Raw genomic sequence first — 25,520 nt, 5'->3', positions numbered from 1 at the left:
TAAGTCAGTTGCTTAAGGGTAAGTGTTTTTTTGAAAAATAGACATGCCAAGAGCAGTTTTTTTGTTGACTTAACATAGCATTTTATTTATGACAAAGTAATTAAATTTTAATTGATATTAGGGCGAAAAAATATATGCAAGTAAAAACACCTCTCGTATTGAAACTAGGTGGAGTAATATTAGATACCCCAGGTGCTTTAGACTCCTTATTTAGCACTATCCAAGGTATTTGGGATTCACAGGTACGTCAATCTGAATCTAAAAGACCAGTGGTTATCGTCCATGGCGGTGGGTGTGTTGTTGATTTTCTTATGAAACAGCTTAATTTACCGATTGTCAAAAAAGAGGGGCTAAGAGTGACGCCTAGCTCACAAATTGATATTGTTGCTGGCGCATTATCAGGAACGGCGAATAAAAATATAATGGCGCATGCAATTAACGCCAAATTGATGCCTGTTGGCCTCTCCCTAGGTGATGCGACAATTGCAGAGGTAACACCCATATCCGATGAGTTGGGGCACGTAGCTCATGCGACAGCAGGTTCGGGTAAACTATTAACTCTGTTGCTTTCTCATGGTTATCTTCCTATCATTAGTTCTATTGGCATTACTGCTGATGGACTTTTGATGAATGTGAATGCCGATGAGGCTGCGGTCGTGATTGCTAAAAGTATAGGCGGATCACTGGCTTTATTAGCCGATGTCAGTGGGGTGTTAGACGAAAATAAAAAATTAATCCCCAGCATGAATAGGGCACAAGCAAATGAGTTAATTGACAAAGGCGTTATCACAGACGGCATGGTAGTTAAAGTGAATGCTGCCCTTGATGCAGCAAGTAACTTAGGTGGAGCAGTCACTATTGCTAGTTTTAAAGATTTTGATAAACTGCCATTATTATTTAAAAATCAATCAATGGGTACTTTGATGATCCCATAATGAAAAAATTGTCAAAAAAATTAAAAAGTAGAAAAATTTCAAAAGTAGAAAAAGTTAGGCTAATAAAAGCTTAATATCACTTTATCAAAGATTAACAAAAATAGATAACAGGATAAGAATATGGCACTTTGGGGTGGAAGATTTTCACAAGCAGCCGATGAACGCTTTAGGCTACTTAACGACTCATTACGTTTTGATTATCGTTTTGCAAAACAAGATATTATTGGTTCTATTGCATGGTCTAATGCGTTAGTGAGAGTCGGGGTTTTAAGCAATGATGAACAAAAAAAATTATCACAAGCCTTAAATGAATTACTGAATGAAGTGGAAGCGAATCCTAAAGGCATGATAGCAGCTGATGCTGAAGACATTCATAGTTGGGTTGAACAGCAACTGATTGCTAAAGTTGGAGATTTAGGAAAAAAATTACACACTGGGAGAAGCCGTAATGATCAAGTAGCGACTGATTTACGCTTGTGGTGTAAGGCCCAAGTAATTCAACTTCATGAACTATTAACCCACTTTCAACAAGCTTTGGTTTTAACTGCAGAAGATTATCAAACTGTTGTTATGCCAGGCTATACTCATTTACAAAGGGCACAACCGATCACTTTTGCTCACTGGTGCCTTGCATATGTGGAAATGATTGAACGAGATCAAAGTCGTCTAAGTGATGCGTTAGCACGTTTTGATTATAGCCCTTTAGGATCAGGAGCATTAGCTGGCACTGCATATCCTATGGACAGAGAACTCTTGGCTAAAGATCTTGGATTCAAAGGAGCAACAAGAAACAGTCTGGACAGTGTTGCGTCACGCGATCATATTTTAGAGTTATTAAGTGTTGCATCTATTAGTATGACACATCTCTCTAGATACGCTGAAGATATGATCTTCTTTAATAGTGGTGAAGCAAATTTTATTACACTATCAGACAAAGTAACCTCTGGTTCATCTTTAATGCCACAAAAGAAAAACCCCGATGCTCTAGAATTAATTCGAGGTAAAAGTGGACGAGTTATTGGCGCATTAATGGGCTTATTTATGACCTTAAAAGGATTACCTTTAGCTTATAATAAGGATATGCAAGAAGATAAAGAAGGACTTTTTGATGCATTAGAAACATGGTCTGATTGTTTACAAATGGCTGCATTAGTATTAGAAGACATTAACTTGAATACCGCTCGCTGTAAAGAAGCTGCTGAACAGGGTTACGCTAATGCGACAGAGCTTGCTGATTATTTAGTTGAAAAAGGGATCCCTTTTAGAGAAGCTCATCATATCGTAGGAGAAGCAGTTGTTGGGGCAATTGCCAAAGGAAAAGCATTAGAGGCGTTGACGCTAGACGAACTAAAAATATTTTCAGATAAGATTGAAGAAGATGTTTATCTAATACTATCTTTAGAGTCTTGTTTAGTTAAGCGCTCAGCAAAAGGGGGGGTAAATCCTGCTAAAGTAGCTGAAGCGATTAAAGTTGCTAAAATGCGATTGGGTCTCTAAATAATCTGATATTATCTTATATCCTGAGGTTAATTCAACTTGCTGGAGTCAATAGAGTTGTAATTGCTTTTCGTTTGCTTTAGCCCATAATAATATGAGCTAAAGCATCTGAAATCAACTAGTCTCATTTAGGTTTAAGCTTTTGCTACACCTACCATAGCAGCTCGGAGTAAGCGTCCATTGAGTTGATAGCCTTTTTGCATGATAAAAGCCACATGATTCGGTTCAATTTCACCAGAAGCAGGGACGTTTGTTACGGCTTCATGAATATCAGGATTAAAAGGCACATTGATTTCATCTATCACTTCCGCCCCATAACGTTTTACTGTATCTACAAGAGATTTTAACGTTAATTCAACCCCTTCAATCATAGGCTTTAGGGCCTCGTTTGTTTTGTCGGCAACTTCTAAGGCACGCTCCATATTATCAATTACCGAGAGGAGGTCTTTGATGATTTTTTCTAGAGCAAATTTATGTGCTTTTTCTACATCTTGCTCTGTTCTACGACGAATATTTTGTACTTCAGCTTGCGCTCTTAATACACTTTCTCTGGCTTGTTTTTGTACTTCAGAGTCAGCCATAGATGCGATTTTTTCTTCAAGTTCAGCAATTTTAGCGTCGCGCTCATCTAGAACATGAACATCGCTATGACTGTCCTGATCTGCATGAGGTTGATTGATATCACCTTCGTTCATATCAATATTTTCATCAGCGTGTTGGTTTTCATGTGTTGATTGATTCATTTTTTACTCCTATTACATAATATGGGTAGATTTAAACTATAAGCAAATACATAGTATAATGTATTTAAAATAATTGATGAAATTCTTAGGTTTAATGACTATTATGGGGCTAAGTTTATCACTTTCAACTCTTAAGCGGGAAAAGTTTTTACATGATGGGAAAAATATCAAATACCTTATATCATTTTGGGACGATCGCTCTTATTGGCCATCCTAGGCAAGAAGCTGCATTAAGCACTCATTATCAAATTTATCACTGGTTGATTGATAATGGATTTGATGCGCTTATTGAGGAGTCGTTAGCGGATAAAGTGCTGATTAGAACTGCCAATTATTGTTCTTTAGAGATGATTGGAAAGAAAGCAGATCTTGCGATTGTCATCGGAGGAGATGGTAATTTATTACGTGCAGCGCGCATATTGGCTCATTATGATATTAAAATTATTGGAGTGAATAGAGGAACGCTTGGTTTTTTAACCGACATAGGTCCAGATGATGTTATATCTCATTTAAAACCCATCTTATTAGGTGAATACACCCAAGAGAATCGTTTTCTCTTAGATGTCTCTGTAGTAAATCCAAAGCCTCCAAAATCGCCCCCAAAGGAAACTAAAGCGCCTTATCTTTCAGATAATAAGGATATAGGGACAAATCCAGTTTTACGACACTTTCCAAAGTATTGCCAAGCTTTGAATGAAATGGTACTACATTCAAAACAAATTGCTCATATGATAGGATTTGAAGTGTATATAGATGATGAATTTGCGTTTAGTCATAAAGCCGATGGTTTAATCATTGCAACCCCAACAGGTTCAACTGCCTATTCGTTATCGGCAGGCGGGCCTATTTTGACTCCAGGATTAAATGCGTTAGTATTGGTTCCAATGTTCCCACATCGATTGACTGCAAGACCATTAGTGGTAAGTGCTGATAGTCAAATTCGACTCAAATTTTCACAAATTAAAAATGAATTAGAAGTGAATTGTGATAGTTACCAAGAACTTTCTGTAAAAGAGGGTGAGGAAGTATTAATTCAAAAATCACGGTTATTTTTGCAGTTAATACATCCGAAGGATTACAGTTATTTTAATACCTTAAGTAGTAAATTAAATTGGGCTAAATAATTCTTATAAAACTATCGAGCAGGCCTGTATTTCTCTTCGTAAAAAGAAACTCAAAGGATAACTGCCTAGAAATATTAAAAAATCATGAATAAATAAGTTCATGAATAAATAAGGTTTTATACAAGTAAGTCATTGAAAGTGAAAGCAGTTAAATTTTAGAAAAATAAAGTTGGGTAAATTGATCCTTCCATACTTTAAAAACTTGGCGAAACGTTGGAAAACTATAAATCAGAAAATCAGTTATTTAAGGTATATATTAATAAATATTCGGTTAATGCTTTTCATTAGCGTGAATTAAACGTAAAATTGACAGAATTATTTATTTAACTTTGGAGAAAGAGTATGACGTATCAACAAGCCAGAATTTTGGCTTACATAAAAATGAGTTCAGGATGGTTTGTTTTTGCTATTTCACTATTGTGGACTGTTTCCGGTGCATTAAAATCCTTATTAGCATATTCACTATTGTGGACTGTTACAGGTGCATTAAAATCCCTATTAGGGTATAGTCAACTGGTTGTGAATAAAGTGAAAAATGCTGAGGAATCTGGCTTGAATTTTATTTTTGGTATCATGTCCTCTGTTATTAAAACACTGGATAAAGGTCTTTCTGATATGCCTGTGATGGGTTTTTTTTGGACCAGTGCCCCAACGCCAGTAATTGGTGATGGTGTGTTTGGTAACTTAGGTTTTGTTATCTTATTTTGGGGTATGTTTATAGGAATGGCGTTGGTGCAATCAAGTGATAAGTTGTTTAGTCAAGTGAGAAATGTGCAGCAAACTGTTGACAGCCTCATATTTATTGAAACAGCACGAGGAGAAAAAGTTCAGAGTGCTGATGAGCTAATTTCTCGATTAAAATTAAAACATCATTCAGTATTTATTCAATATTTTCCACTGTATGTCTTTCCTATGGTGATTATCATTATGGTTAAATTTGCGCTTGGATTTTTAGGCATGTAATCCCTCCATTTAAAGCCATCTGAATTAACTTTGTCGGATGGCTCTGACCTATTCATAGAACAAATAAGAGGTTTATATGAATTCGAATACTCCTTTAGACAGCCCCTCTTCATCAGTAGAACTAAATAAAAATCAAGATGAAATTCCCTCGATTAGTGAAGTAACTGAACTGTATACTGAGGTGTCAGATTCGATTGAATCGCTTGAGGAGTCTTTGCAACAAATAACTCTTACAGAGGATGAGAAAGAACAAATAGCCTTCATCCGAGATAAAATTCTCAAAAAAGTAGAAGAGAAAAAAGCCCAAAAAAACGTTAAGTCCATTTTTTATGAGAAGCTATTGATTAGTTTATGTAATCTTTTTACTGGACTTAAAGCTTCGTTTGTAGAACCCCTTGTGAATGGTCCATGTATCTTTTATGCTAATCATCAAAGCCATCTAGATGGTTTGGCCTTATGGTCTAGTCTACCTAAAGAGCGACGCATTGAAACTCATCCGATTGCGGCTAAATCTTATTGGCAAGGAAGTGCGCTCAAGGAATTTATTGCGAACGATATATTTAATGCACTATTGATTGACAGAGAAAAAGAGACAAGGAATGTTGATCCTATTATGCTGATGGCGTCCTTACTAGAGGTTAAGCAGAGTCTTATCATTTTTCCAGAGGGTACAAGAGGTCAAGGGGAAGTGATTCAACCCTTTAAATCAGGCTTATATCATTTGGCTAAGACTTCACCTGATATTCCTATCATTCCAGTATATTTACATAATTTGCACCGGGTCATGCCAAAAGGCAGTAAGCTTATAGTTCCTATTTTATGTGATGTGCGTTTTGGTAAAGCAATTGCGCCTTTAGGTGAAGTTGAAGAAAAATCAGAGTTTTTAAGCCGTGCTCAGCACGCGTTAGAGGAGCTAAAAAATGCTATTTGATGATGTCAGTGTTCGCTATCTTATGCTGGGGATCGGTGTTTTTTTGGCCTTAGCCACCATGATAGGTTTTGTATTGGCTAAGCGCCCAGTTAGCGTAGCTCAAAAAGCAACAATCACAAACCTTAATGCTCGCATTAAGGCCTGGTGGGTTATGTGCTTGGTATTGATTATCGCTTTTACATTCAATAAATTTGGTACTTTACTGCTCTTTTTAGTGATCTCTTTTTATGCATTAAGGGAGTGTATCACGCTTATTCCAACCAAAAGGGGAGATCATGCTGTTTTATTTTGGTGTTTCTTTGTGTTACTTCCAGCACAATACTTATTGATTGCATTAGAGTGGCAAGCATTTTTTACTGTTTTCATTCCTATCTGTGCTTTTGTTTTAATACCAACACGTGTTGCGATTGCTGGAGATTCTACTCACTTTATGGAAAGAACAGCCAAAGTGCAGTGGGCAGTTATGATTGCGATATATTTATTAAGTTATGTCCCCGCTTTACTTTTACTAGAAACGTCTAAAGAGGGTTTTAATCCCATTACGCTTATTTTATTTTTGATCATTGTAGTTCAAATTTCCGATGTATTTCAGTATGTTTTTGGTAAACTCTTTGGACATCGAAAAATTGCTCCGAAAATAAGTCCGAATAAAACATTAGAGGGTTTTGTTGGTGGTGTGTTTAGTGCTACTCTAATTGGAATTTCATTACATTGGCTTACCCCATTTAATTGGTGGCAGACTGCTCTGATTTCCCTAGTTTTGACTTTAACGGGATTTATGGGGGGACTTGTTATGTCTGCTATTAAGAGAGATCAGGGCGTTAAAGATTTTGGTGTGCTGATTAAAGGTCATGGCGGTATGATGGACAGAATAGATTCTTTGTGTTTTTCAGCCCCACTTTTTTATCATATTACTTACTACCTTGGCTGATTAGTGGAGTAAATTTATTTACGCATTTGAGTTTAACCAAAATCTATCGATTAGATTGAGCGCTAAACATTAAATATTTGGCTCAAATAAGTTTAATCACTAAAAATTAGCCGATAGTATAATTTTTCTTTTTGTATACTTTATTTTGAGGATAAACTTGTGTCAACTAAAGCTATTGTGATTCAACCAGTTGAATTTTTTACCAATAGTCAATATACACTAAAACAGTCAAATGATCTATCTCTTGATGATTTTAATGAGTGGATGACTTTTGCCGTAAATACAAAAAAAATTGCTGCGGTTGATAAACAATTGGTGCGTTTTTTTCTTAGGAATATTCACTCCTCATTAGATAACAAAAGCCTTATTACCTTATCTATTTTTTTGTGTTTCATCAGTACTAAAATGACTAAGGGCAATGTCTGTGTTTTACTAAAAGAATCACTATTAGACTTGTTTGATGACGGGTTTTATCTACTCCTTCCTTCTAATTTTCAGGCCGTAATTAATGGCATTACAACTGAACATATTTTGAGAATCATGAGCCAAGAAAACTTAGCCATCATTAATGCAAATGATGCCGATTGGTTAACCATAAAAGAGACATTACAAGAAATCCCTCCTATTATTGTTGTTGCAAATCGACTTTATTTTCAACGTATGTGGCAAGATGAGTACACTGTGGCGAGTTTTTTCTTAAAAGATAACGCGCAAATACCTCCTGATATAGCAAAAGTCAAAAGTATTTTGAATAAAGACATTTTTGTAAATCCAAAGGAAACACCTGATAGACAAAAAATTGCAAGCGTGATCGCATTAAGAAAACCTGTTTCAATTATCTCAGGTGGACCAGGCACAGGAAAAACGAGGACAGTTGCTGCCATTTTACTTGCCGCAATACGATTAAATGCAGATAAAAAATTACGTATATTATTAGCCGCTCCAACAGGAAAAGCTGCTGCTCGTCTTACTGAATCTCTATTAGAGGCCAGAAATTCAATTATGATGAGCGAGGAGGAAAAAGACAAATTGGCATTAGAGGCATTAACACTTCACCGCCTATTAGGGGCTTCTCATTTAGGTGATGCATTTATTCACAATAAACATCATCCTTTAAATGGTGATATTCTCATAGTTGATGAAGCTTCTATGATTGATTTAAGATTAATGGCTAAATTGATTGAGGCTATCCCTAAAAATATGAAATTGATTCTTTTAGGTGACAGAGATCAACTTTCTTCTGTTGCGCCAGGGCGAGTACTTGGTGAACTATGTTCTTATGGAGGATTATATTTTTCTGAAGAGATGGCAACTGCTTTGAGTGAAGTATTAGAAGAACCGATTGCACTGTTCTACGATAAGCAAAATGTACTTAATCGGCATATGGCGGATATGATAGGATTTTTAACCTTTAGTCGACGGTTTCCGGCTGATTCTAAAATAGGGCAGCTAGCGCGTGCTATGAACAACAAAGCGATTGGGGAAATTGCAACTTTACTTAATCAAAATGAATGTCAATACTCTACAACTCAGCAGCAATTTGAACATTTTGAGGCCCCTTTGCGTTATATTAATACAAACTCAACAGATGAGCATACGTTAATACAAGTATATCATGGCTTGTTAAAAGATTGTTTACTTGGGTTTAAAGCATACATTGAAGAGGCAAAAAAACATTTAGAATTTATTGCTGAGTACTCAAATAGTGGTCCTATAAATGATGTAATAAGCGCCTTTAACAAGTTTAGGGTACTTTGTGCAATTCATCATGGACCTTATGGGACGGTGGCTCTCAATCAGGCAATCAGAGTAGCTTTATACGAAGCTGAACTAATTGATTCCTTAAAAGAAACTCACTATTTTGCTAGACCAATTTTAATTACTCGCAATGATAAGATGTTAGGTCTGTTTAATGGTGACATTGGTATTACCTTAAAAGAAAAAGAAACCGGCCTACTTAAAGTTTATTTTAAAAATCCTCAGGGTAAAATCGTGTCAGTATCCCCTTCGAGATTACCAGAACATGAAACAGCGTTTGCTATGACGGTACATAAGTCGCAGGGTTCTGAATTTCAACATACTCTATTGGTAATGCCATCAGAGCCTAATCCAGTTCTTACAAAAGAATTAGTATATACGGGAGTGACTAGGGCTTCGAAACAACTCACTTTATACGGCACATTACCTATCATATTTCACGCGGTAAATCATCAAACCCCGAGAAGTAGTGGATTGATAGAGCAAATCAATGCTTTGACTGAACTGTATGATTAAGTTAAATTCTGTTAATTTAGCGGCCAGTATTAATCTTAGATTAAATAGATTTCCCAACCTTTATATAAAGAGAGAAGATGCGATAAGTGCGACAATATCTGGAAATAAATATCGAAAATTGATATTCAATTTAGAGTATGCTAAGAAAACAGGATTTGATACGCTATTGACCTTTGGTGGAGCCTATTCAAATCATATCGCAGCTGTTGCCGCTAGCGCTAAAGAGTGTGGATTTCGTACTATTGGCGTCATTAGAGGTGATGAACTGGCTCGCAAAGACCTTGATACATTAAATCCTACATTAAAACAAGCACATTTGAATAATATGCATCTACATTTTGTATCAAGAAGTGAATATCAAAAACGGAATGAAAAAGAGTATCAACGCCAATTAATTGCAAATTTCACCAAAGACAAATCATCAATTTATATCATACCTGAAGGTGGGACTAATTTTTTAGCACTAAAAGGGTGCCTTGAGATCCTTACAGATTCTGATGATGAATTTGATATCATTGCGTGCCCTGTAGGAACAGGTGGGACGATAACTGGCATTATTCAACATGCTAAAAAACATCAAACTGTTTTGGGTTTTCCGGCTTTAGAAGGAGGATTTTTAAAAAAGGAGATTGAAAAGCATTTAAGTTTGCTCAAAACAAGATTTGAACAGGATGTACACAATTCAAAACAGACTATTTTCAACAACAAATCGTTGAAGTGTGATTGGCGTCTAGTCAGTGGATATACTTTTGGTGGATATGCAAAAACTGATGAATCTCTAATTGATTTTATTAATGCGTTTTACCAGCAAGAAAATATCAAATTAGATCCTATTTATACAGGAAAAATGGTGTATGGGATTTATGACATGTTACTTAAAGGCGAAATAAGTGAAAAAGCAAAAGTTTTAATGATTCACACAGGAGGTTTGCAAGGTATAAACGGATTTAATGAAATGCAATCATTACATAATAAACCTAAGTTACTTTTTAATACGTAATGAGAATATTAATGTTTAGCTTATTCTCTTTCTATCATTGTTCATTATAAGTAGATGAGATTAATATCAATAAATCATCATAACTATATAAAATCAAGTTATTGTTGGTAGAAGTAGAATATTTCTCTGTCATTTTTGGAACAAAAAATAAGTTAAGAAAATAGGGTCATTAAGACAATACCTGCGAGACTTAAAATAAATCCTTGAACAATTGCTGCAGGGACTATTTCTATGCCAGAATATTTTTGTAAAATGGGTAAAGTAAAATCCATTGAAGTTGCAGCACTTAAACCTAAGGAGATGTATTTATGAGAGTGCCCAATCATTGGAATAAGTAAAATAACTAGGATTTCTCTTGCTAAGTCATTGAAAAAGGCGATGCTACCATATAAAGGCCCATAAGCCTCTGAAATTAAAATACCTGACAAGGAGTACCAACCAAAGCCAGAGGATAGGGCTAGACTAATTTTTAATTCAATACCTAATAATAACCCACTAAAGTAACCAGCAAGCAAAGAAGACGCTAATATAATAAAAGAGAGCATAAGCCCCTTTTTATTTAAAATAATCTGTTTTAGTGTTAATTGACTTTGTCTCAGTAAAATGCCGACTAAAAAAATCAAAAAAATGAGGGCATACTGGCTGATATCTAATGCATAATGCATCAACGGTTCAAATAAGGTATCATGGGTTAAAAGTCCAGCAATTAAACCTATCGCAACACATATTAAAAGTTCAAACGCACCTTTGAGCATAGACCAGTTGATGGGAGTACCTTTAGAGCTGGGCAATTTTTTAGTAGAAAATAATTGAGGATTTAATTTGTTTTTAGACTGTTGTTTTTTGATAAAGACAGTGAAAATTATGAGTGAGAATGTGTTAGCACTACAAATTAAAATGAAAAATACTGCTGAAGACGACAGCACTGTTTTTAAATTATTAGAAAGATCGTCTAAGAATGCTAAATTAAGTCCCATACAGAACAAAATTACATAGACTAGATAATTTAAAGAAACATTGATGGATTTGAGAAAAAAAGCGGCTTTAGAAGAGTTATATAATGCAATACTATATCCGGCTAATAGGGGAAGTAGTATGATGGTAAAATTGATTAACATGGCTTTATGCCCTTTTGCAAATAGGTACTTATGTATATAAAACACATTGATATATCTGGATTCAGAGGTATTCACCGCTTGGCGTTGAGTCTTAAAAGTAACAGTGTACTCATAGGAGAAAATGCTTGGGGGAAAACTAGCCTCTTAGATGCGCTTAGTTTGCTTGCTCCTAGTGAAAGATTATATCAATTTAGCCGGGAAGACTTTCATTTTCCTCCTGGGGATAAAGACGCTAGGCATAAGCACATTCAGATTATTTTTACTTATAATCTCACTCAATTAGATCTTGATGATACAGATGTAATTGAGCTGTTACAGTCTGTTATTATCTCAGATGAAGAGGCAGAAGACAGCAATATTTATTTAAGTTTACAAGCAGAATTAAATATTCCTACCGGACAAGATGTTACCACAAAAAGAGTTTTTTTAGATGCGAATGGAGAGGAAATTGTTAATATTGATGTAGATACTTTGATGAGACAGTTGATTGAAAAACATCCTGTACTACGCTTAAAAGATGCTAGGTTTATAAACAAACTATCACCCAGCTCATTTGCTGATAAAATGAGTAAAACGAGTGGGTTAGATAAAACCATGACTTCGCTAGTTGAAAGGCTTGCTAGCGAACCTCAATCATTATCGAATCATGAGCTTAAAGAGGGCTTAAGAGCAATGCAACAGTTGCTTGAGCACTATTTATCGGGTTCCGGCCGATTTCCAAAAGTACTTGTGAGTTCTGCTTCTCAAGATAAACAGGCATGGCAGTCTTTAGATGCCATTAATACAATAATCTCTCGCTCAAGTAGTCGTACTGTTCGCATGTTGCTACTGAGTCTTATGATCACCCTAGTCGAGTCTAAAAATAATATTCGGCTCAAAGAAAATGCAAGCCCAATTTTATTAATAGAAGAACCAGAACAAGGATTACATCCTGTTAATCTTGCAATTGCATGGGGTTTTTTTAATCAGCTTCCATTGCAACGATTAACTGTTACGAACTCTGGCGATTTACTCACCTATACGCCGATCCACTATATTCACCGATTAATTAGAGAATCAACTAAAGTTAAAGCATTTAAAATTAAAAGTTCTTCTTTTCATGCAGATGAGTTAAGGCGTATTGGTTTTCACATCCGTATGAATCGAGCAACGTCCTTATTTGCAAGAGCTTGGCTTCTCGTTGAAGGAGAAACAGAGGTGTGGTTGCTCACTGAATTAGCGAGAATTTGTGGATATAATCTTGAAGCAGAAGGCATAAAGATAATTGAATATGCGCAATGTGGATTAAAACCGTTGATAAAATTTGCAGAACAATTAGGAATTGGTTGGCATGTTTTAACGGATGGAGATGAAGCTGGAAAAAGGTATGCTCAAACAGTGAAATCCTTAATTGATGATCATGACGAAAATAGACGATTAACTACACTACCTGCATTAGATATAGAGCATTTTATGTTTAGAGCAGGGTTTATGCATGTATTTAAAAAAATTGCTGCACTGCCTGATTCTCCTAAGTTACCAATGAGAAAAATCATAGATAAAGCCATTCATAGAACGTCTAAGCCAGATTTAGCCATTGAAATTGCTGCTGATGCAGAGCAAAGAGGCGTTGAGGCAATTCCTATAATTATTCGAAGAATCTATGCCCGCATTATCAATGAGGCAAGAGGGAAAGCAGAATAATTGCTACAATCTATAAGTTATTTAAGCTAAAAAAACAAATTTAACAAAAAAGTTATCAGATGATAAAACTCACCCAAGTAAAAATGCCTTATTGCAAGTTTGATTTAACTGTTTCACCTCAACAGCGAGTAGCTATTATAGGTCCGAGTGGCGCAGGTAAAAGTACACTATTAAATATTATCGCTGGGTTTATTGAATTAAACACTAATGTAAGTAAGGAAGAAGGCTCTCTCTATTTAGAGGGAGCAAACCATACTTTTAGCTTACCTGGTGAACGTCCAGTCTCTATGCTGTTTCAATCGAACAATTTAATTGAGCACTTATCTGTATTTGAAAATATAGCCATTGGAATAAAGCCAACACTTAGACTCACTAGTGATGAAAGGAATACATTACTGGCGTTAGCAGAAAAAATGCAACTTGTAGATCTTTTAAATAGAATACCGGAGCAGCTTTCAGGTGGGCAGCAACAACGAGTAGCCTTAGCTAGATCACTATTACGTAAAAAACCAATATTATTGTTAGATGAGCCGTTCAGTGCCTTAGATTCAGAGTTAAGATTTGAGATGCTATCACTTCTAGTAAGCATACATCGTGAAAATAACTTAACTACATTGATGGTAACACACAATGACGAGGATATTAAAGCTTTTGCAGATAGAGTTATTCAAATAAAGGAAGGGAATATAGTATCTGATGAATTACTGTGAACTTAAGGGAAAATTAAATGAAGATGAAAAGATAAGCTCTATAATAACGATAATAATTAGTGTTATCGTTATTATAGAATATTTTGCTAAAGAAAATTACTTATTCTTTATTGGCAATTTTGCGTAAATGTTCATTATTTTTAAACATTACAATAATTAATTCACAGTACATTCTTACCATGAATAAACCACCTAATGTACCTAATAAGCCTTTAAAAAACTCACCAGTAAACATTACAAAAATTCCCCCAAGAATGACTAAAACGCTTGCAATAATATAGATTGCTGTGATAACTGATGGGGTAATTAGTTTATTAAAAAACAAAAAATCTTTCATTGAAAATCCTTAATTGGTAATAATATTTATATGTTATTTCTTTGATCGCCTACTAGTCGATAAAGCGTCAGCAATCTAATGCAAAGTGTAAAAAAAAGCAAGCTTTACATTGTTGCATTTACAAAATTAAGTTCGATGTTTAAAAGATTTAAACTATTTTGCTAAAAAGGTTGCCGAATCAGTGATATTTACTCTACTGCTTAAGGCATGTAAGGCTATTTGATGCAGCAAAAAATTCACAGTTGTGCAAGCATCGCTGATCACGTTAATTTTGTACTCTATTGCTTTTAAAGACAGGGCGGTATGAGTAACACAATTTTGTGTCATCATACCTGCGAGATAAAGTTCCCTTATTCCTAATTGTTTTAAATGATCATCTAATGACGTTTGTTCAAAACTATCAGCGTAGTGTTTAACGATAATTTGACTATCTGGGGCTGCTTTCATAATCACATTTATGATTTCTACACCTGGGGTATCTATATTAAAAAAAGGGGCTAATCCTAAATTAGGATCTGCAATATGTTGAATATGAAAAATAGGAATTTGTTTTTTCTTTGTATATTCAATAATTTGAAGAGTATTTTTAATTACTTCATCTGTATTTTCTAGTTCAAATGCACCAGATGGTAAGTAGTCATTTTGAAAGTCAATGAGTAAAATAGCTGAATTATGTTCCACGATAATCTCCTGTATATGTATAATAATTAAAATATATACGCCTATTTTAACTTTGATCCAGGCATCTAGATATAACTTATAAAGACAGATTTATCTCTTAAATGGACAAAATACTCTATTAATGATCCTGAACGTACCGCACAATTAATTTGCTAGTTATACTTGTACTTGTACCTGTAGTTGTAGTTTCAGTAGTTTTTTGGATCGTGTAATGGAATTCATCAAGTGATGAAAATTAAATTAATCTAGCTATTTTCATAACAAGTTAATGGAGTTGTATTGAAAAAATCTATTATTAATATTATATGCCTTAATTCAACGGGCACTTCTAAAGCTGCAATAGAAGGGCTATTTGAATCAGTTCAGATAATTAATTCACTGGATTTAATTAAAGTGAATTTGAATTTGGTTGCAGATGATGAATTAGATAACTATCTTAGCAACTCTGTAAACACTTGCTCTGAAAGGCAGGTAGTTATGATCCCTCCTTTTACAGCAGATCATATCAACTCTTTTGATGATATCCATGAATGGCTATCCCAAATTGATACGAATTTATTTCAAGCGATTAATAGAGCCTCGGAACAAAATGCGCTCATTACTGCAGCATGCGCAGGTGTTATTTTACTGTGTAGAGGACTGTTAAGCCCGCCTGCGAAGGTAGCAACTCATGCCAGTTTTTATGCAATGTTCAAAGACCAATTTTCATCTATTTATCTTGAAGAAAATAAAGCTATTGTCAAGGATGGAAATATTATTACTTCTGGGGGATACTTTGGGTGGAAATATTTGTTAATTTCCATTTTGCAAGAATTCATAGATAAAAATCAGGTTAACTATATTGCTGGTATACTCAATATTGAATTAGAATTTATTGATATTCGTACTTGCACAAATATATTTGTTTATTTTCACCCCACGCTGATATCTACAGAATCAAGAATTGCAAAAATACAACAATTTATTCATGATAAGCAAGGCGTTATTCTTTCTAAAGCAAAAATTGCAGCTGATTTTGGATTTCATCCTAAAACGTTAGACAGATATTTTCGAAAATTTTGGTCAATTAGCTTAAATAATTACTGTCTTAAGATTAAAATCCAAGCCATGTGTACTCAGCTTATTGAAACTGACCTTCCATTTAGCTCAATTGCTTACACGCTAGGATATAAGAATGTTAATTCTGCTAATATGTTATTTAAGAAGCATCTTAAGCTGACACCACTTGAATTTCGGCGTAAACACTCTGTTTTAAACATTATGTAATATAACTTATAACGGTATTAAGCTATTAAAGAGGCAATAAATTTTCGATATATTTATGGTATTTTATTTCTATTCGCATAATTTATTAGATAAAATATCTCTTTTTTTGCTGACACGTGTTTTAAAAAAAAGCCTCTAAAAGAGGCTTTAAAAAGTAGACTTTATTTAGTATATTGCTATTTTTTCTTATGAACAGCGAGTACTGCATCACCTATATCAGCAAGGCTACGAACAGTTTTTACACCAGCAGCTTCAAGAGCAGCAAATTTTTCATCTGCTGTACCTTTTCCGCCTGCAATAATTGCACCAGCATGTCCCATACGCTTACCTTTAGGTGCAGTTACTCCCGCAATATAACCAACAACAGGTTTTGTAACATTAGCTTTTATGAATGCAGCAGCTTCTTCCTCAGCACTGCCACCGATTTCACCTATCATTACGATAACTTCTGTTTGGGGATCTTTTTCAAACATTGCAAGGATATCAATAAAGTTTGAACCAGGGATAGGATCGCCACCAATACCCACACAAGTTGATTGACCTAAGCCAATGTCAGTTGTTTGTTTTACAGCTTCATAAGTTAATGTACCAGAACGAGAAACGATACCCACTTTTCCTGCTAGATGAATATGACCTGGCATGATCCCTATTTTACATTCTCCTGGAGTGATGACACCTGGGCAGTTAGGGCCTATCATTCTTACACCAGATTGTGCGACCTTTTCCTTGACAATAAGCATATCTAATGTTGGTATGCCTTCAGTGATACAAACAATAAGTTCAATTCCTGCATCAATAGCTTCTAAAATAGAGTCTTTACAAAAAGGGGCAGGGACATAGATAACGGAAGCTGTAGCACCTGTTTTTTCTACTGCTTCACGCACGGTATTAAATACAGGAAGACCTAAATGTGTAGTACCACCTTTACCTGGGGTGACGCCACCTACCATTTTAGTTCCATAAGCTATGGCTTGCTCTGAGTGGAATGTTCCTTGACTACCAGTAAAACCCTGGCAAATGACTTTGGTATCTTTGTTTATTAAAATTGACATCTAAAGCTCCTATGATTATTTTGCAGCATTAACAACTTGTTTCGCGGCATCAGTTAAACTGGTTGCGGCAATAATATTTAATCCACTATCAGCGAGTTTTTTAGCACCCAGTTCAGCGTTATTACCTTCAAGACGAACAACTACAGGAACTGACACACCGACTTCTTCTACTGCACCGATGATACCATCAGCAATAAGATCGCAACGAACAATACCACCAAAAATGTTTACTAGAACAGCTTTAACATTCTCATCAGATAAAATTATTTTAAATGCTTCTGTAACACGTTCTTTAGTAGCACCACCACCCACATCTAAGAAGTTAGCGGGCTCACCACCATGAAGTTTTACAATGTCCATTGTCCCCATAGCAAGACCAGCACCGTTAACCATACAGCCTATATTACCGTCGAGAGCAACATAGTTAAGCTCCCATTGAGCGGCACGTGACTCACGCGCATCTTCTTGAGAAGGATCACGCATTTCTCTTAATTGAGCTTGACGATATAAAGCATTGCCATCAGCAGCTAATTTACCATCTAAACAAATTAAATCGTCAGCGGTAGTAATAACTAGCGGGTTTATTTCAACTAGTGCTAAATCACATTCGATGAACAAATTGGCTAATCCCATGAAAATTTTGCTAAATTGTGTCACTTGTTTTGGGTTTAATCCTAACTTAAATGCTAATTCACGGCCTTGGTATGGCTGTGGTCCAGTTAGTGGATCTATAACCATTTTGTGAATTAGGTGAGGCGTTTCTTCGGCAACTTTTTCGATTTCAACACCACCTTCTGTTGAAGCCATGAATACAACACGACGTGTCGCTCTATCTACTACAGCACCAAGGTAAAGCTCTTTAGCAATATCAGTCGCATTCTCAACAAGGATTTGGTTAACTGGTTGACCATTAGCATCAGTTTGGTAAGTGATCAGGTTTTTGCCTAACCACTCTTCAGCAAAACTTCTAATTTCTTCTTTAGATTTTACTAAGCGAACACCACCCGCTTTACCACGTCCACCTGCGTGAACTTGGCATTTGACTACCCAGTGGTTACCACCAATTTTTGACGCTGCTTCTTCAGCTTCTTTTGGTGAAGAGCATGCATAACCTACTGGAACAGGCATGCCGTAGCTTGCGAATAATTGTTTTGCTTGATACTCGTGTAAGTTCATTCTGTATATTCCTTAATTGAGTGAGAAAAATTTATGGTATTCGTTACCACAAAATCTAAAATAAAATGTGCTAATAAATAGCACACTTCATGGAAAACGTCTTAATTTAAACATCTAACATCAAACGTGTTGGATCTTCTAGTAACTCTTTAACAGTAACTAAGAAACCTACGGATTCACGTCCATCGATAATTCTATGATCGTAAGAAAGTGCTAGGTACATCATCGGCAAAATTTCAACTTGGCCATTCACTGCCATCGGCCTATCTTTGATTGCATGCATCCCTAAGATAGCACTTTGTGGTGGGTTGATGATAGGTGTTGACATCAATGAACCAAAAACACCACCGTTTGTTATTGTAAAATTACCGCCAGTAAGTTCTTCAACGGTTAATTTACCATCTTGGCCTTTGACGGCTAATGCTTTGATTCCTTTTTCAATGTCCGCCATACCTAAAAGTTCAGCATTTCTTAATACAGGAGTGACTAAACCTCTAGGGGTAGATACTGCGATGCTTATATCAAAAAAGTTACGGTAAATTACATCATCACCATCAATTGAGGCATTGACTTCTGGATAGCGTTTAAGTGCTTCAACAACAGCTTTGACGTAAAATGACATGAAGCCTAATCTGACACCATGACGTTTTTCAAAAGCTTCTCCGTACTGTTTGCGCAGTGCCATAATAGGTTTCATATTGACTTCATTAAATGTCGTCAGCATTGCAGTACTGTTTTTAGCCTCTAGTAAGCGTTCTGCGATACGTTTACGTAAACGAGTCATAGGAACACGTTTCTCTTCCCTTAACCCTGCTGTAATCGGTTCAATTTCAGCTGCTTTATTACCTGTTTTTTGCTTAGCTAAATGTTTTTCAACATCTTCTTTAGTGAGTCTATTATCAACACCTGTCCCTTTAATACCTGATACATCAAGATTATGCTCGGCAATTAGACGACGGACACTTGGACTCAAGGCATCATGTGTTGAGTCATCATTCAGTGATTCAAAAGCCTGAGGTTGTGGTGCAGTTGCAATAGGCGCTGCAGAAACAGTGCCTATTTTAACGCGTCCAATCACTTGCTGACCTAACACTGTTGCACCTTCTTCAGCACTGATAGATTCAATAACACCACTGTCTTGAGCCGGCACTTCTAAAACAACTTTATCTGTTTCTATTTCAACAATTACTTCATCACGATTGACGGTATCGCCCACTTTTTTATGCCAGGTGGCAATAGTTGCATCAGCAACGGATTCAGGTAGAACGGGGACGAGTATGTCATAGTTGCTCATAATTTGATCCTTTCATTATAGATATAAATGGTTATTATTCTTTCTTTGATGTTTAGAGTTAAGTCTAAACATCATAATGATTAATTTAATGCATCTGTGACAAGAGCCGTCTGCTGCTCTTGGTGAACAGACGTATAACCGACTGCTGGAGAAGCCGATGCTGGTCTACCCGCATAACGCAATGAAGCACCTTCAGGAATTGCTTCTCTGAAATTATGTTGTGAGCAATACCATGCACCTTGGTTAAGTGGCTCTTCTTGACACCAAATCCAATCTTTTACATGTTGATATTTACTTAATATCCCCTGTAATTCTTTACGAGGGAAAGGGTAGAGTTGTTCTATGCGAACAATTGCAACATGATTTAATTTATCCTCACGGCGTTTTTCAAGCAAATCGTAGTAAACTTTTCCAGAGCATAAAATCACTCGAGACACATCTTTAGCATTGATTGTGTCAATTTCATCAATGACATTTTGGAACGTACCATTCGCGAGTTCTTCTAACGAAGAAGTCGCAAGAGGATGTCTTAGTAGTGATTTAGGAGACATGACCACAAGCGGTCTTCTCATTGGACGAAGCATCTGTCTACGTAACATGTGATAAACTTGAGCAGGGGTAGAAGGAATACATACTTGCATGTTTTGTTCAGCACATAGCTGTAAATAGCGTTCTAACCTTGCAGAAGAATGCTCAGGGCCTTGACCTTCATAACCATGTGGTAAAAGCATGACTAGACCACACAAACGGCCCCATTTTTGTTCGCCAGAACTGATAAATTGATCGATTACCACTTGGGCACCATTCGCAAAATCACCAAATTGTGCTTCCCAAATATTAAGTACTCTTGGTTCAGCAGTTGAATAACCGTATTCAAAAGCAAGTACTGCTTCTTCTGATAATACAGAATCCCACACATTAAAAACACCCTGCGTGTTATGAACATTTTTAAGAGGGATGTACGCATCCCCATCAGTCTGGCTGTGGATAACTGCATGGCGGTGGAAAAATGTACCACGACCAGCATCTTCACCTGAAATTCGCACAGGAATATGCTCATCTACCAAAGTGGCATACGCTAAAGTTTCAGCTGCGCCCCAATCAAATGGTTTTGTGCCTGCAGCCATTTCTGCTCGATCTTGATAGATTTTAGCTACACGGGGGTGTGCTGTGATGTGAGTTGGAATTTCGCTAATACGTTTAGCTAAATCCTGTAGGCGAGTAATTTCTACTTTGCTTGCATACGCCTCATCCCAATCACGATTTAAGTAAGATTGCCAAGAGACAGGCAGGGCAGCCATAGGACGCCATTCAGCTACAACACAATCGCCTTTATCTAATGCATCTCTATACTCATTAGCCATTTGATTTGCTAATTCATGGTTAATTTCATTTCTAGCAATCAATGTATCAGCATAGACTTGTCTTGGTGTAGGATGTTTCTTTATTTTTTGATACATTATAGGTTGTGTTGCATTAGGTTCATCGGCTTCATTATGGCCATGACGACGGTAACAAACTAAATCTATCATCACATCTTTTTTGAAGGTGTTTCTAAAATCTAGAGCGAGTTTTGATACAAAAATAACGGCTTCTGGATCATCTGCATTAACATGGAAAATTGGCGCTTGGACCATTTTGGCTATGTCTGTGCAGTATTCTGTTGAACGAGTATCTTGTGGATTTGATGTTGTAAAACCAATTTGGTTATTGATAACAATACGTACAGTACCACCGACTTCATATCCTCTGGCTTGTGACATATTTAATGTTTCTTGTACAACACCTTGCCCCGCAACTGCAGAGTCACCATGGATAGTGATAGGAAGTACGTTAGATCCTGCGGGCAGTCTGTCACGTCTGGCGCGCACAGAACCCATTACGACTGGACTCACAATTTCTAGATGTGAAGGGTTAAATGCCAGTGCTAAATGGACATTTCCGCCATTAGTAAAGAAGTCTGATGAGAAACCTTGGTGGTATTTTACATCGCCCGTCCCTAAGTGGTGATCGTGTTTACCAGCAAATTCATCAAATAGTTCTGCAGGTCTTTTACCTAGAACATTTACCAAAACATTTAAGCGACCACGATGCGCCATACCTAAAACAACTTCTCTTACACCTTGGTTGCCGCCATGGCGAATGATCTCCTTTAGCATAGGGATTAACGCATCCCCCCCTTCAAGAGAAAAACGTTTTGCTCCAGGAAATTTAGCACCTAAGTAGCGCTCTAAACCATCCGCTGCAGTTAATTCATTTAGAAAACGTTTTTTCTCTTCCGCAGAAAAGCTAGGTTGTCCATTGACAGATTCGAGGCGCTGCTGAATCCAGCGCTTTTCTTCAGTGCTGGTTAAATACATATATTCAGCGCCAATGTTTTGACAATAAGTGCCTTTTAAAGCAGCATAAATATCTTTCAATTTCATGCTTTCTTTACCAGAGGCAAAAGTTCCCACATTAAATGAAGTTTCAAGATCGTTTTCTGATAGTTGATGATACGCTAATGATAATTCATTGACTTCCGGTCTTTCCCATAATCCTAAAGGATCTAAGCTAGCCGCTTGATGACCACGAATTCTAAATGCATCGATAAGTTCCATGACACGAATCTGTTTTGCAGCGGATTCACTGTTGGTTGAGCCTGATGCAAGAGCGGACAGAGGTTTTTTAGCTGCTTCTCTAAAATAGTCTCTTAGCGCTGAATGCGCTACTTCAGTTTTACCTGAATTTGGAATGGACTCAAATATTTGTCTCCAGCTGGTTTCAACAGAATTTGGGTCTTCTAAATAAGATTCATATAAGTCTTCAATATACCCTTGGTTTGCACCTGCAAGGTAGGAGTTATCTAGCCAATCTTTCATCAAGTTGTTTTGCATAGCAAACGATTCCCTAAGATAGTCAATTAAAAAAGGCTTAGTCTTAACTAAGCCAGTTGAATTACGCGCTTTTAGATAATAGCATCGATTTTATCTGTCCGATGGCTTGTGTCGGATTCAGCCCTTTTGGACAAACGCTAACGCAGTTCATTATTCCATGGCATCTGAATACACTAAATGCATCGTCTAAGCCCTCTAAACGGCTTTGCGTTTGTGTATCGCGGCTATCTATCAAAAAACGATAAGCTGCGAGTAAGCCAGCAGGACCGATAAATTTATCGGGGTTCCACCAAAAAGAAGGACAAGATGTTGAACAACAAGCACACATGATGCATTCGTATAACCCGTCAAGTTTCTCTCTTTCCTCTGGTGATTGAAGGTACTCACGTTCAGGCGCTTGAGCGCCATCAGTGATGATATAAGGTTTTATTTTTTCATACTGAGTATAAAACTGGGCCATATCTACAATAAGATCACGTACAACAGGTAAACCTGGTAGTGGCCTTATGACGATTGGTTTGCCAGTTTTTTGTAGGGATGAGAGTGGAGTGACACAAGCCAATCCATTTTTACCATTCATATTGACACCATCTGAACCACAAACACCTTCTCGGCATGAGCGTCTAAAAGAGAGACTTGGGTCTTGCTCTTTTAGCAAAATAAGAGCATCTAACACCATCATGTCACGACCTTCAGGCACTTCAAGGCTGTAGTCTTGCATACGAGGTTTTTTATCAACATCTGGATTGTATCGGTATATAGAAAATTGAATTTTCATCTGTTATTTCCTAAATAATCAATTAGTAAGAGCGAACTTTAGGAGGAAATGCTTCACGCAATTTAGGCTGCATGTTGACTTCTCGTCGTGTCATTTCTTCAGTTTCTGGTTTAAATAATGAGTGGCATAACCAATTTGCATCATCACGCTCAGGATAGTCAAATCGGCTATGAGCACCACGACTTTCCGTTCTATAATTTGCTGAATATGCAGTAGCGATTGCTGTAGCCATTAGGTTATCTAGTTCTAAGCATTCAATACGTTGAGTATTAAATTCTTTTGAATTATCATCAAGTTTGGCATTTGCTAGGCGCTCACGTATGGTTTTTAATTCTTCGAGTCCTTGAGCCATTGCTTCGCCTTCTCTGAAAACAGAGAAGTTGTTTTGCATGCAAGACTGGAGATCTTTTCTAATTTGAACCGGATCTTCACCTGTTTTAGTATTTTCCCAGCGATTGATACGAGTCAGTGATGCTTCAATATCAGATTCACTTGCCGCGCGAAGTTCACCTTGTTCTTTAATTGATTCGGCAAGATGAAGTCCAGCTGCGCGTCCAAACACTACAAGATCCAAAAGTGAATTGCCACCTAAACGATTTGCACCATGGACAGATACACAAGCAATTTCACCAACAGCAAATAATCCAGGAATGATTTCATCTTCGCCTTTAGCATTAACACGAATCGCTTGACCTGAAACTTTGGTTGGTATACCACCCATCATGTAATGGCAAGTCGGAATGACAGGGATAGGCTCTTTTACAGGGTCTACGTGTGCGAAAGTTCTAGATAGTTCAAGTATACCTGGTAGGCGTGATTCAAGAACATCTTTACCTAAATGGTCAAGTTTTAATTTTGCATGTGGTCCCCATGGGCCATCACAACCTCGACCTTCACGAATTTCAATCATAATTGAACGAGCAACCACATCTCGGCCAGCAAGATCTTTAGCATTAGGTGCGTAGCGTTCCATGAAACGTTCACCTTGGTTATTTAACAGGTAACCACCTTCACCACGGCAACCTTCTGTTACAAGGACACCTGCTCCAGCTATTCCTGTTGGGTGAAATTGCCACATTTCCATGTCTTGAACTGGTACACCAGCTCTTAATGCCATACCAACACCATCACCGGTATTGATGTGTGCATTAGTCGTTGATTGATAAATACGGCCAGCACCACCAGTCGCGAGAATAGTAACTTTTGATTTAAAATAAACAATCTCACCGGTTTCAATGCAAAGTGCGGTACAGCCAACAATTGCTCCATCTTGATTTTTTACGAGATCAAGAGAGTACCACTCGGAAAAAATATTTGTTTTGTTTTTAATATTTTGTTGGTACAACGTATGCAAAAGGGCATGACCTGTTCTATCTGCAGCAGCAGCAGTTCTTGCCGCTTGCTCACCACCAAAATTTTTAGACTGACCGCCAAAAGGACGTTGATAAATTCTGCCATCTTCTAGTCTAGAGAATGGCAAGCCCATATGTTCTAATTCCAATATGGCTTCAGGGCCTGTATTACACATATATTCGATGGCATCTTGATCACCAATATAGTCAGAACCTTTAACCGTGTCATACATATGCCATTGCCAATCGTCCTCATGAGAATTACCAAGTGCTACGGTGATTCCACCTTGAGCAGATACAGTATGAGAACGAGTCGGGAATACTTTAGAAATTAAGGCACATGAAAAGCCATTTTGTGAAATTTGTAATGCAGCGCGCATTCCTGCACCACCGGCACCAATAACAACAGCATCGAATTCTTTAATAGGAAGTTGCATTTAAACACTCCAAAGCACGGTAACACCGTACAATACATAAGAAGCAAGGACAAAAATTACAATAACTTGTAATAAAAATTTAAGCGCAAAAGGCTTAATATAGTCAGTGATTACCTGCCATAAACCAATCCAAGCATGACAAAGTATACAGACCAAGGTGATAAGTGTGAATACTTTAGTGGTTGGAGAAGTAAAAAAACGAGTCCAACTTTCATAATTGATGTCAGCAAATACTAAAAAGGAAACAACGTATATTGCGTAAAAAGAGATGATGAGTGCAGTCGCTCGAAGGAGAACCCAATCTAAGATTCCTTTTTTTCCAAGTGCACCTGCGTGTTTAATGACTTTTGTGTTCACAATGG

The 25,520-nt window shown here is 36.8% G+C and carries 22 protein-coding genes; 11 read left to right on the top strand and 11 right to left on the bottom strand.

Going from position 1 to position 25,520, the window contains the following annotated elements; genetic code table 11:
* Positions 1–134: 134 nt before the first annotated feature.
* Together argB and argH are read left to right on the top strand one after the other, a co-directional pair.
* Positions 135–935, top strand: coding sequence for an acetylglutamate kinase (gene argB / locus ACFFIT_RS09750; protein WP_385877467.1), 801 nt, complete (start codon positions 135–137; stop codon positions 933–935).
* Between the two features lie 120 nt (positions 936–1,055).
* Positions 1,056–2,432, top strand: coding sequence for an argininosuccinate lyase (argH, locus tag ACFFIT_RS09745; protein ID WP_385877466.1), 1,377 nt, complete (start codon positions 1,056–1,058; stop codon positions 2,430–2,432).
* A gap of 134 nt (positions 2,433–2,566) precedes the next feature.
* Here argH and grpE read toward each other — a convergent pair whose 3' ends face one another.
* Positions 2,567–3,175, bottom strand: a complete 609-nt coding sequence (grpE, locus tag ACFFIT_RS09740; RefSeq protein ID WP_385877465.1) for a nucleotide exchange factor GrpE — start codon at positions 3,173–3,175, stop codon at positions 2,567–2,569.
* A 155-nt stretch (positions 3,176–3,330) separates the two neighbouring features.
* Between grpE and ACFFIT_RS09735 the strand changes: the two genes are divergently transcribed.
* The 6 genes from ACFFIT_RS09735 to ACFFIT_RS09710 all read left to right on the top strand — a co-directional run bounded on the left by ACFFIT_RS09735 (position 3,331) and on the right by ACFFIT_RS09710 (position 10,398).
* Complete coding sequence (locus tag ACFFIT_RS09735; protein WP_385877567.1) at positions 3,331–4,299, top strand: NAD(+)/NADH kinase; 969 nt, start codon at positions 3,331–3,333, stop codon at positions 4,297–4,299.
* A gap of 342 nt (positions 4,300–4,641) precedes the next feature.
* Positions 4,642–5,262 carry a YniB family protein gene (locus ACFFIT_RS09730; protein ID WP_385877464.1) on the top strand — a complete coding sequence of 207 codons (621 nt, stop codon included), beginning with the start codon at positions 4,642–4,644 and terminating at the stop codon, positions 5,260–5,262.
* 76 nt (positions 5,263–5,338) lie between these two features.
* Entirely contained in the window at positions 5,339–6,193 is an 855-nt protein-coding gene (locus ACFFIT_RS09725) for a lysophospholipid acyltransferase family protein (protein WP_385877463.1), read from the top strand.
* Positions 6,183–7,124: a phosphatidate cytidylyltransferase gene (locus tag ACFFIT_RS09720; RefSeq protein WP_385877462.1), complete on the top strand. Its 942-nt coding sequence runs from the start codon at positions 6,183–6,185 to the stop codon at positions 7,122–7,124. The genes ACFFIT_RS09725 and ACFFIT_RS09720 overlap by 11 nt, the downstream gene beginning before the upstream one ends.
* A gap of 159 nt (positions 7,125–7,283) precedes the next feature.
* The gene (recD, locus tag ACFFIT_RS09715) at positions 7,284–9,398 is read left to right on the top strand and encodes an exodeoxyribonuclease V subunit alpha (RefSeq protein ID WP_385877461.1); all 2,115 of its coding nucleotides are present in this window, start codon (positions 7,284–7,286) and stop codon (positions 9,396–9,398) included.
* On the top strand, positions 9,391–10,398 hold the full coding sequence (locus ACFFIT_RS09710; RefSeq protein WP_385877460.1) for a 1-aminocyclopropane-1-carboxylate deaminase/D-cysteine desulfhydrase: 1,008 nt from the start codon (positions 9,391–9,393) through the stop codon (positions 10,396–10,398). The genes recD and ACFFIT_RS09710 overlap by 8 nt, the downstream gene beginning before the upstream one ends.
* A 152-nt stretch (positions 10,399–10,550) precedes the next feature.
* Here the strand turns inward: ACFFIT_RS09710 and ACFFIT_RS09705 are convergent, their stop codons facing one another.
* Entirely contained in the window at positions 10,551–11,516 is a 966-nt protein-coding gene (locus ACFFIT_RS09705; protein WP_385877459.1) for a LysO family transporter, read from the bottom strand.
* A gap of 30 nt (positions 11,517–11,546) precedes the next feature.
* On the opposite strand from ACFFIT_RS09705, the gene ACFFIT_RS09700 reads away from it, so the two are divergent.
* Together ACFFIT_RS09700 and thiQ are read left to right on the top strand one after the other, a co-directional pair.
* Entirely contained in the window at positions 11,547–13,199 is a 1,653-nt protein-coding gene (locus tag ACFFIT_RS09700) for a DUF2813 domain-containing protein (RefSeq protein ID WP_385877458.1), read from the top strand.
* A gap of 59 nt (positions 13,200–13,258) precedes the next feature.
* Complete coding sequence (thiQ, locus tag ACFFIT_RS09695; protein WP_385877457.1) at positions 13,259–13,909, top strand: thiamine ABC transporter ATP-binding protein; 651 nt, start codon at positions 13,259–13,261, stop codon at positions 13,907–13,909.
* 100 nt (positions 13,910–14,009) lie between these two features.
* Here thiQ and ACFFIT_RS09690 read toward each other — a convergent pair whose 3' ends face one another.
* A complete protein-coding gene (locus ACFFIT_RS09690) occupies positions 14,010–14,246 on the bottom strand; it encodes a DUF4282 domain-containing protein (RefSeq protein ID WP_385877456.1) in 237 nt (78 codons plus the stop codon).
* Between the two features lie 153 nt (positions 14,247–14,399).
* Positions 14,400–14,927: a cysteine hydrolase family protein gene (locus ACFFIT_RS09685; protein WP_385877455.1), complete on the bottom strand. Its 528-nt coding sequence runs from the start codon at positions 14,925–14,927 to the stop codon at positions 14,400–14,402.
* A 279-nt stretch (positions 14,928–15,206) separates the two neighbouring features.
* On the opposite strand from ACFFIT_RS09685, the gene ACFFIT_RS09680 reads away from it, so the two are divergent.
* Positions 15,207–16,193, top strand: a complete 987-nt coding sequence (locus tag ACFFIT_RS09680) for a helix-turn-helix domain-containing protein (protein WP_385877454.1) — start codon at positions 15,207–15,209, stop codon at positions 16,191–16,193.
* 176 nt (positions 16,194–16,369) lie between these two features.
* Here ACFFIT_RS09680 and sucD read toward each other — a convergent pair whose 3' ends face one another.
* The 7 genes from sucD to sdhD all read right to left on the bottom strand — a co-directional run bounded on the left by sucD (position 16,370) and on the right by sdhD (position 25,515).
* Positions 16,370–17,245, bottom strand: coding sequence for a succinate--CoA ligase subunit alpha (gene sucD / locus ACFFIT_RS09675; RefSeq protein ID WP_385877453.1), 876 nt, complete (start codon positions 17,243–17,245; stop codon positions 16,370–16,372).
* A 15-nt stretch (positions 17,246–17,260) separates the two neighbouring features.
* Positions 17,261–18,421 carry an ADP-forming succinate--CoA ligase subunit beta gene (sucC, locus tag ACFFIT_RS09670; RefSeq protein WP_385877452.1) on the bottom strand — a complete coding sequence of 387 codons (1,161 nt, stop codon included), beginning with the start codon at positions 18,419–18,421 and terminating at the stop codon, positions 17,261–17,263.
* Between the two features lie 106 nt (positions 18,422–18,527).
* Positions 18,528–19,715 (bottom strand): dihydrolipoyllysine-residue succinyltransferase, encoded by a 1,188-nt coding sequence (sucB, locus tag ACFFIT_RS09665; protein WP_385877451.1) that lies wholly within the window; start codon positions 19,713–19,715, stop codon positions 18,528–18,530.
* A gap of 80 nt (positions 19,716–19,795) precedes the next feature.
* On the bottom strand, positions 19,796–22,591 hold the full coding sequence (sucA, locus tag ACFFIT_RS09660; RefSeq protein WP_385877450.1) for a 2-oxoglutarate dehydrogenase E1 component: 2,796 nt from the start codon (positions 22,589–22,591) through the stop codon (positions 19,796–19,798).
* 61 nt (positions 22,592–22,652) lie between these two features.
* Positions 22,653–23,369, bottom strand: a complete 717-nt coding sequence (locus tag ACFFIT_RS09655) for a succinate dehydrogenase iron-sulfur subunit (RefSeq protein WP_385877449.1) — start codon at positions 23,367–23,369, stop codon at positions 22,653–22,655.
* A 22-nt stretch (positions 23,370–23,391) separates the two neighbouring features.
* Entirely contained in the window at positions 23,392–25,158 is a 1,767-nt protein-coding gene (sdhA, locus tag ACFFIT_RS09650) for a succinate dehydrogenase flavoprotein subunit (protein ID WP_385877448.1), read from the bottom strand.
* On the bottom strand, positions 25,159–25,515 hold the full coding sequence (sdhD, locus tag ACFFIT_RS09645) for a succinate dehydrogenase, hydrophobic membrane anchor protein (protein ID WP_385877447.1): 357 nt from the start codon (positions 25,513–25,515) through the stop codon (positions 25,159–25,161). It lies immediately after the preceding gene.
* Between the last annotated feature and the right edge of the window lie 5 nt (positions 25,516–25,520).

It is taken from the genome of Thorsellia kenyensis (assembly GCF_042432445.1).
GTDB classification, from domain to species: domain Bacteria; phylum Pseudomonadota; class Gammaproteobacteria; order Enterobacterales; family Thorselliaceae; genus Thorsellia; species Thorsellia kenyensis.
This window is presented reverse-complemented; position numbering and strand designations above follow the sequence as displayed.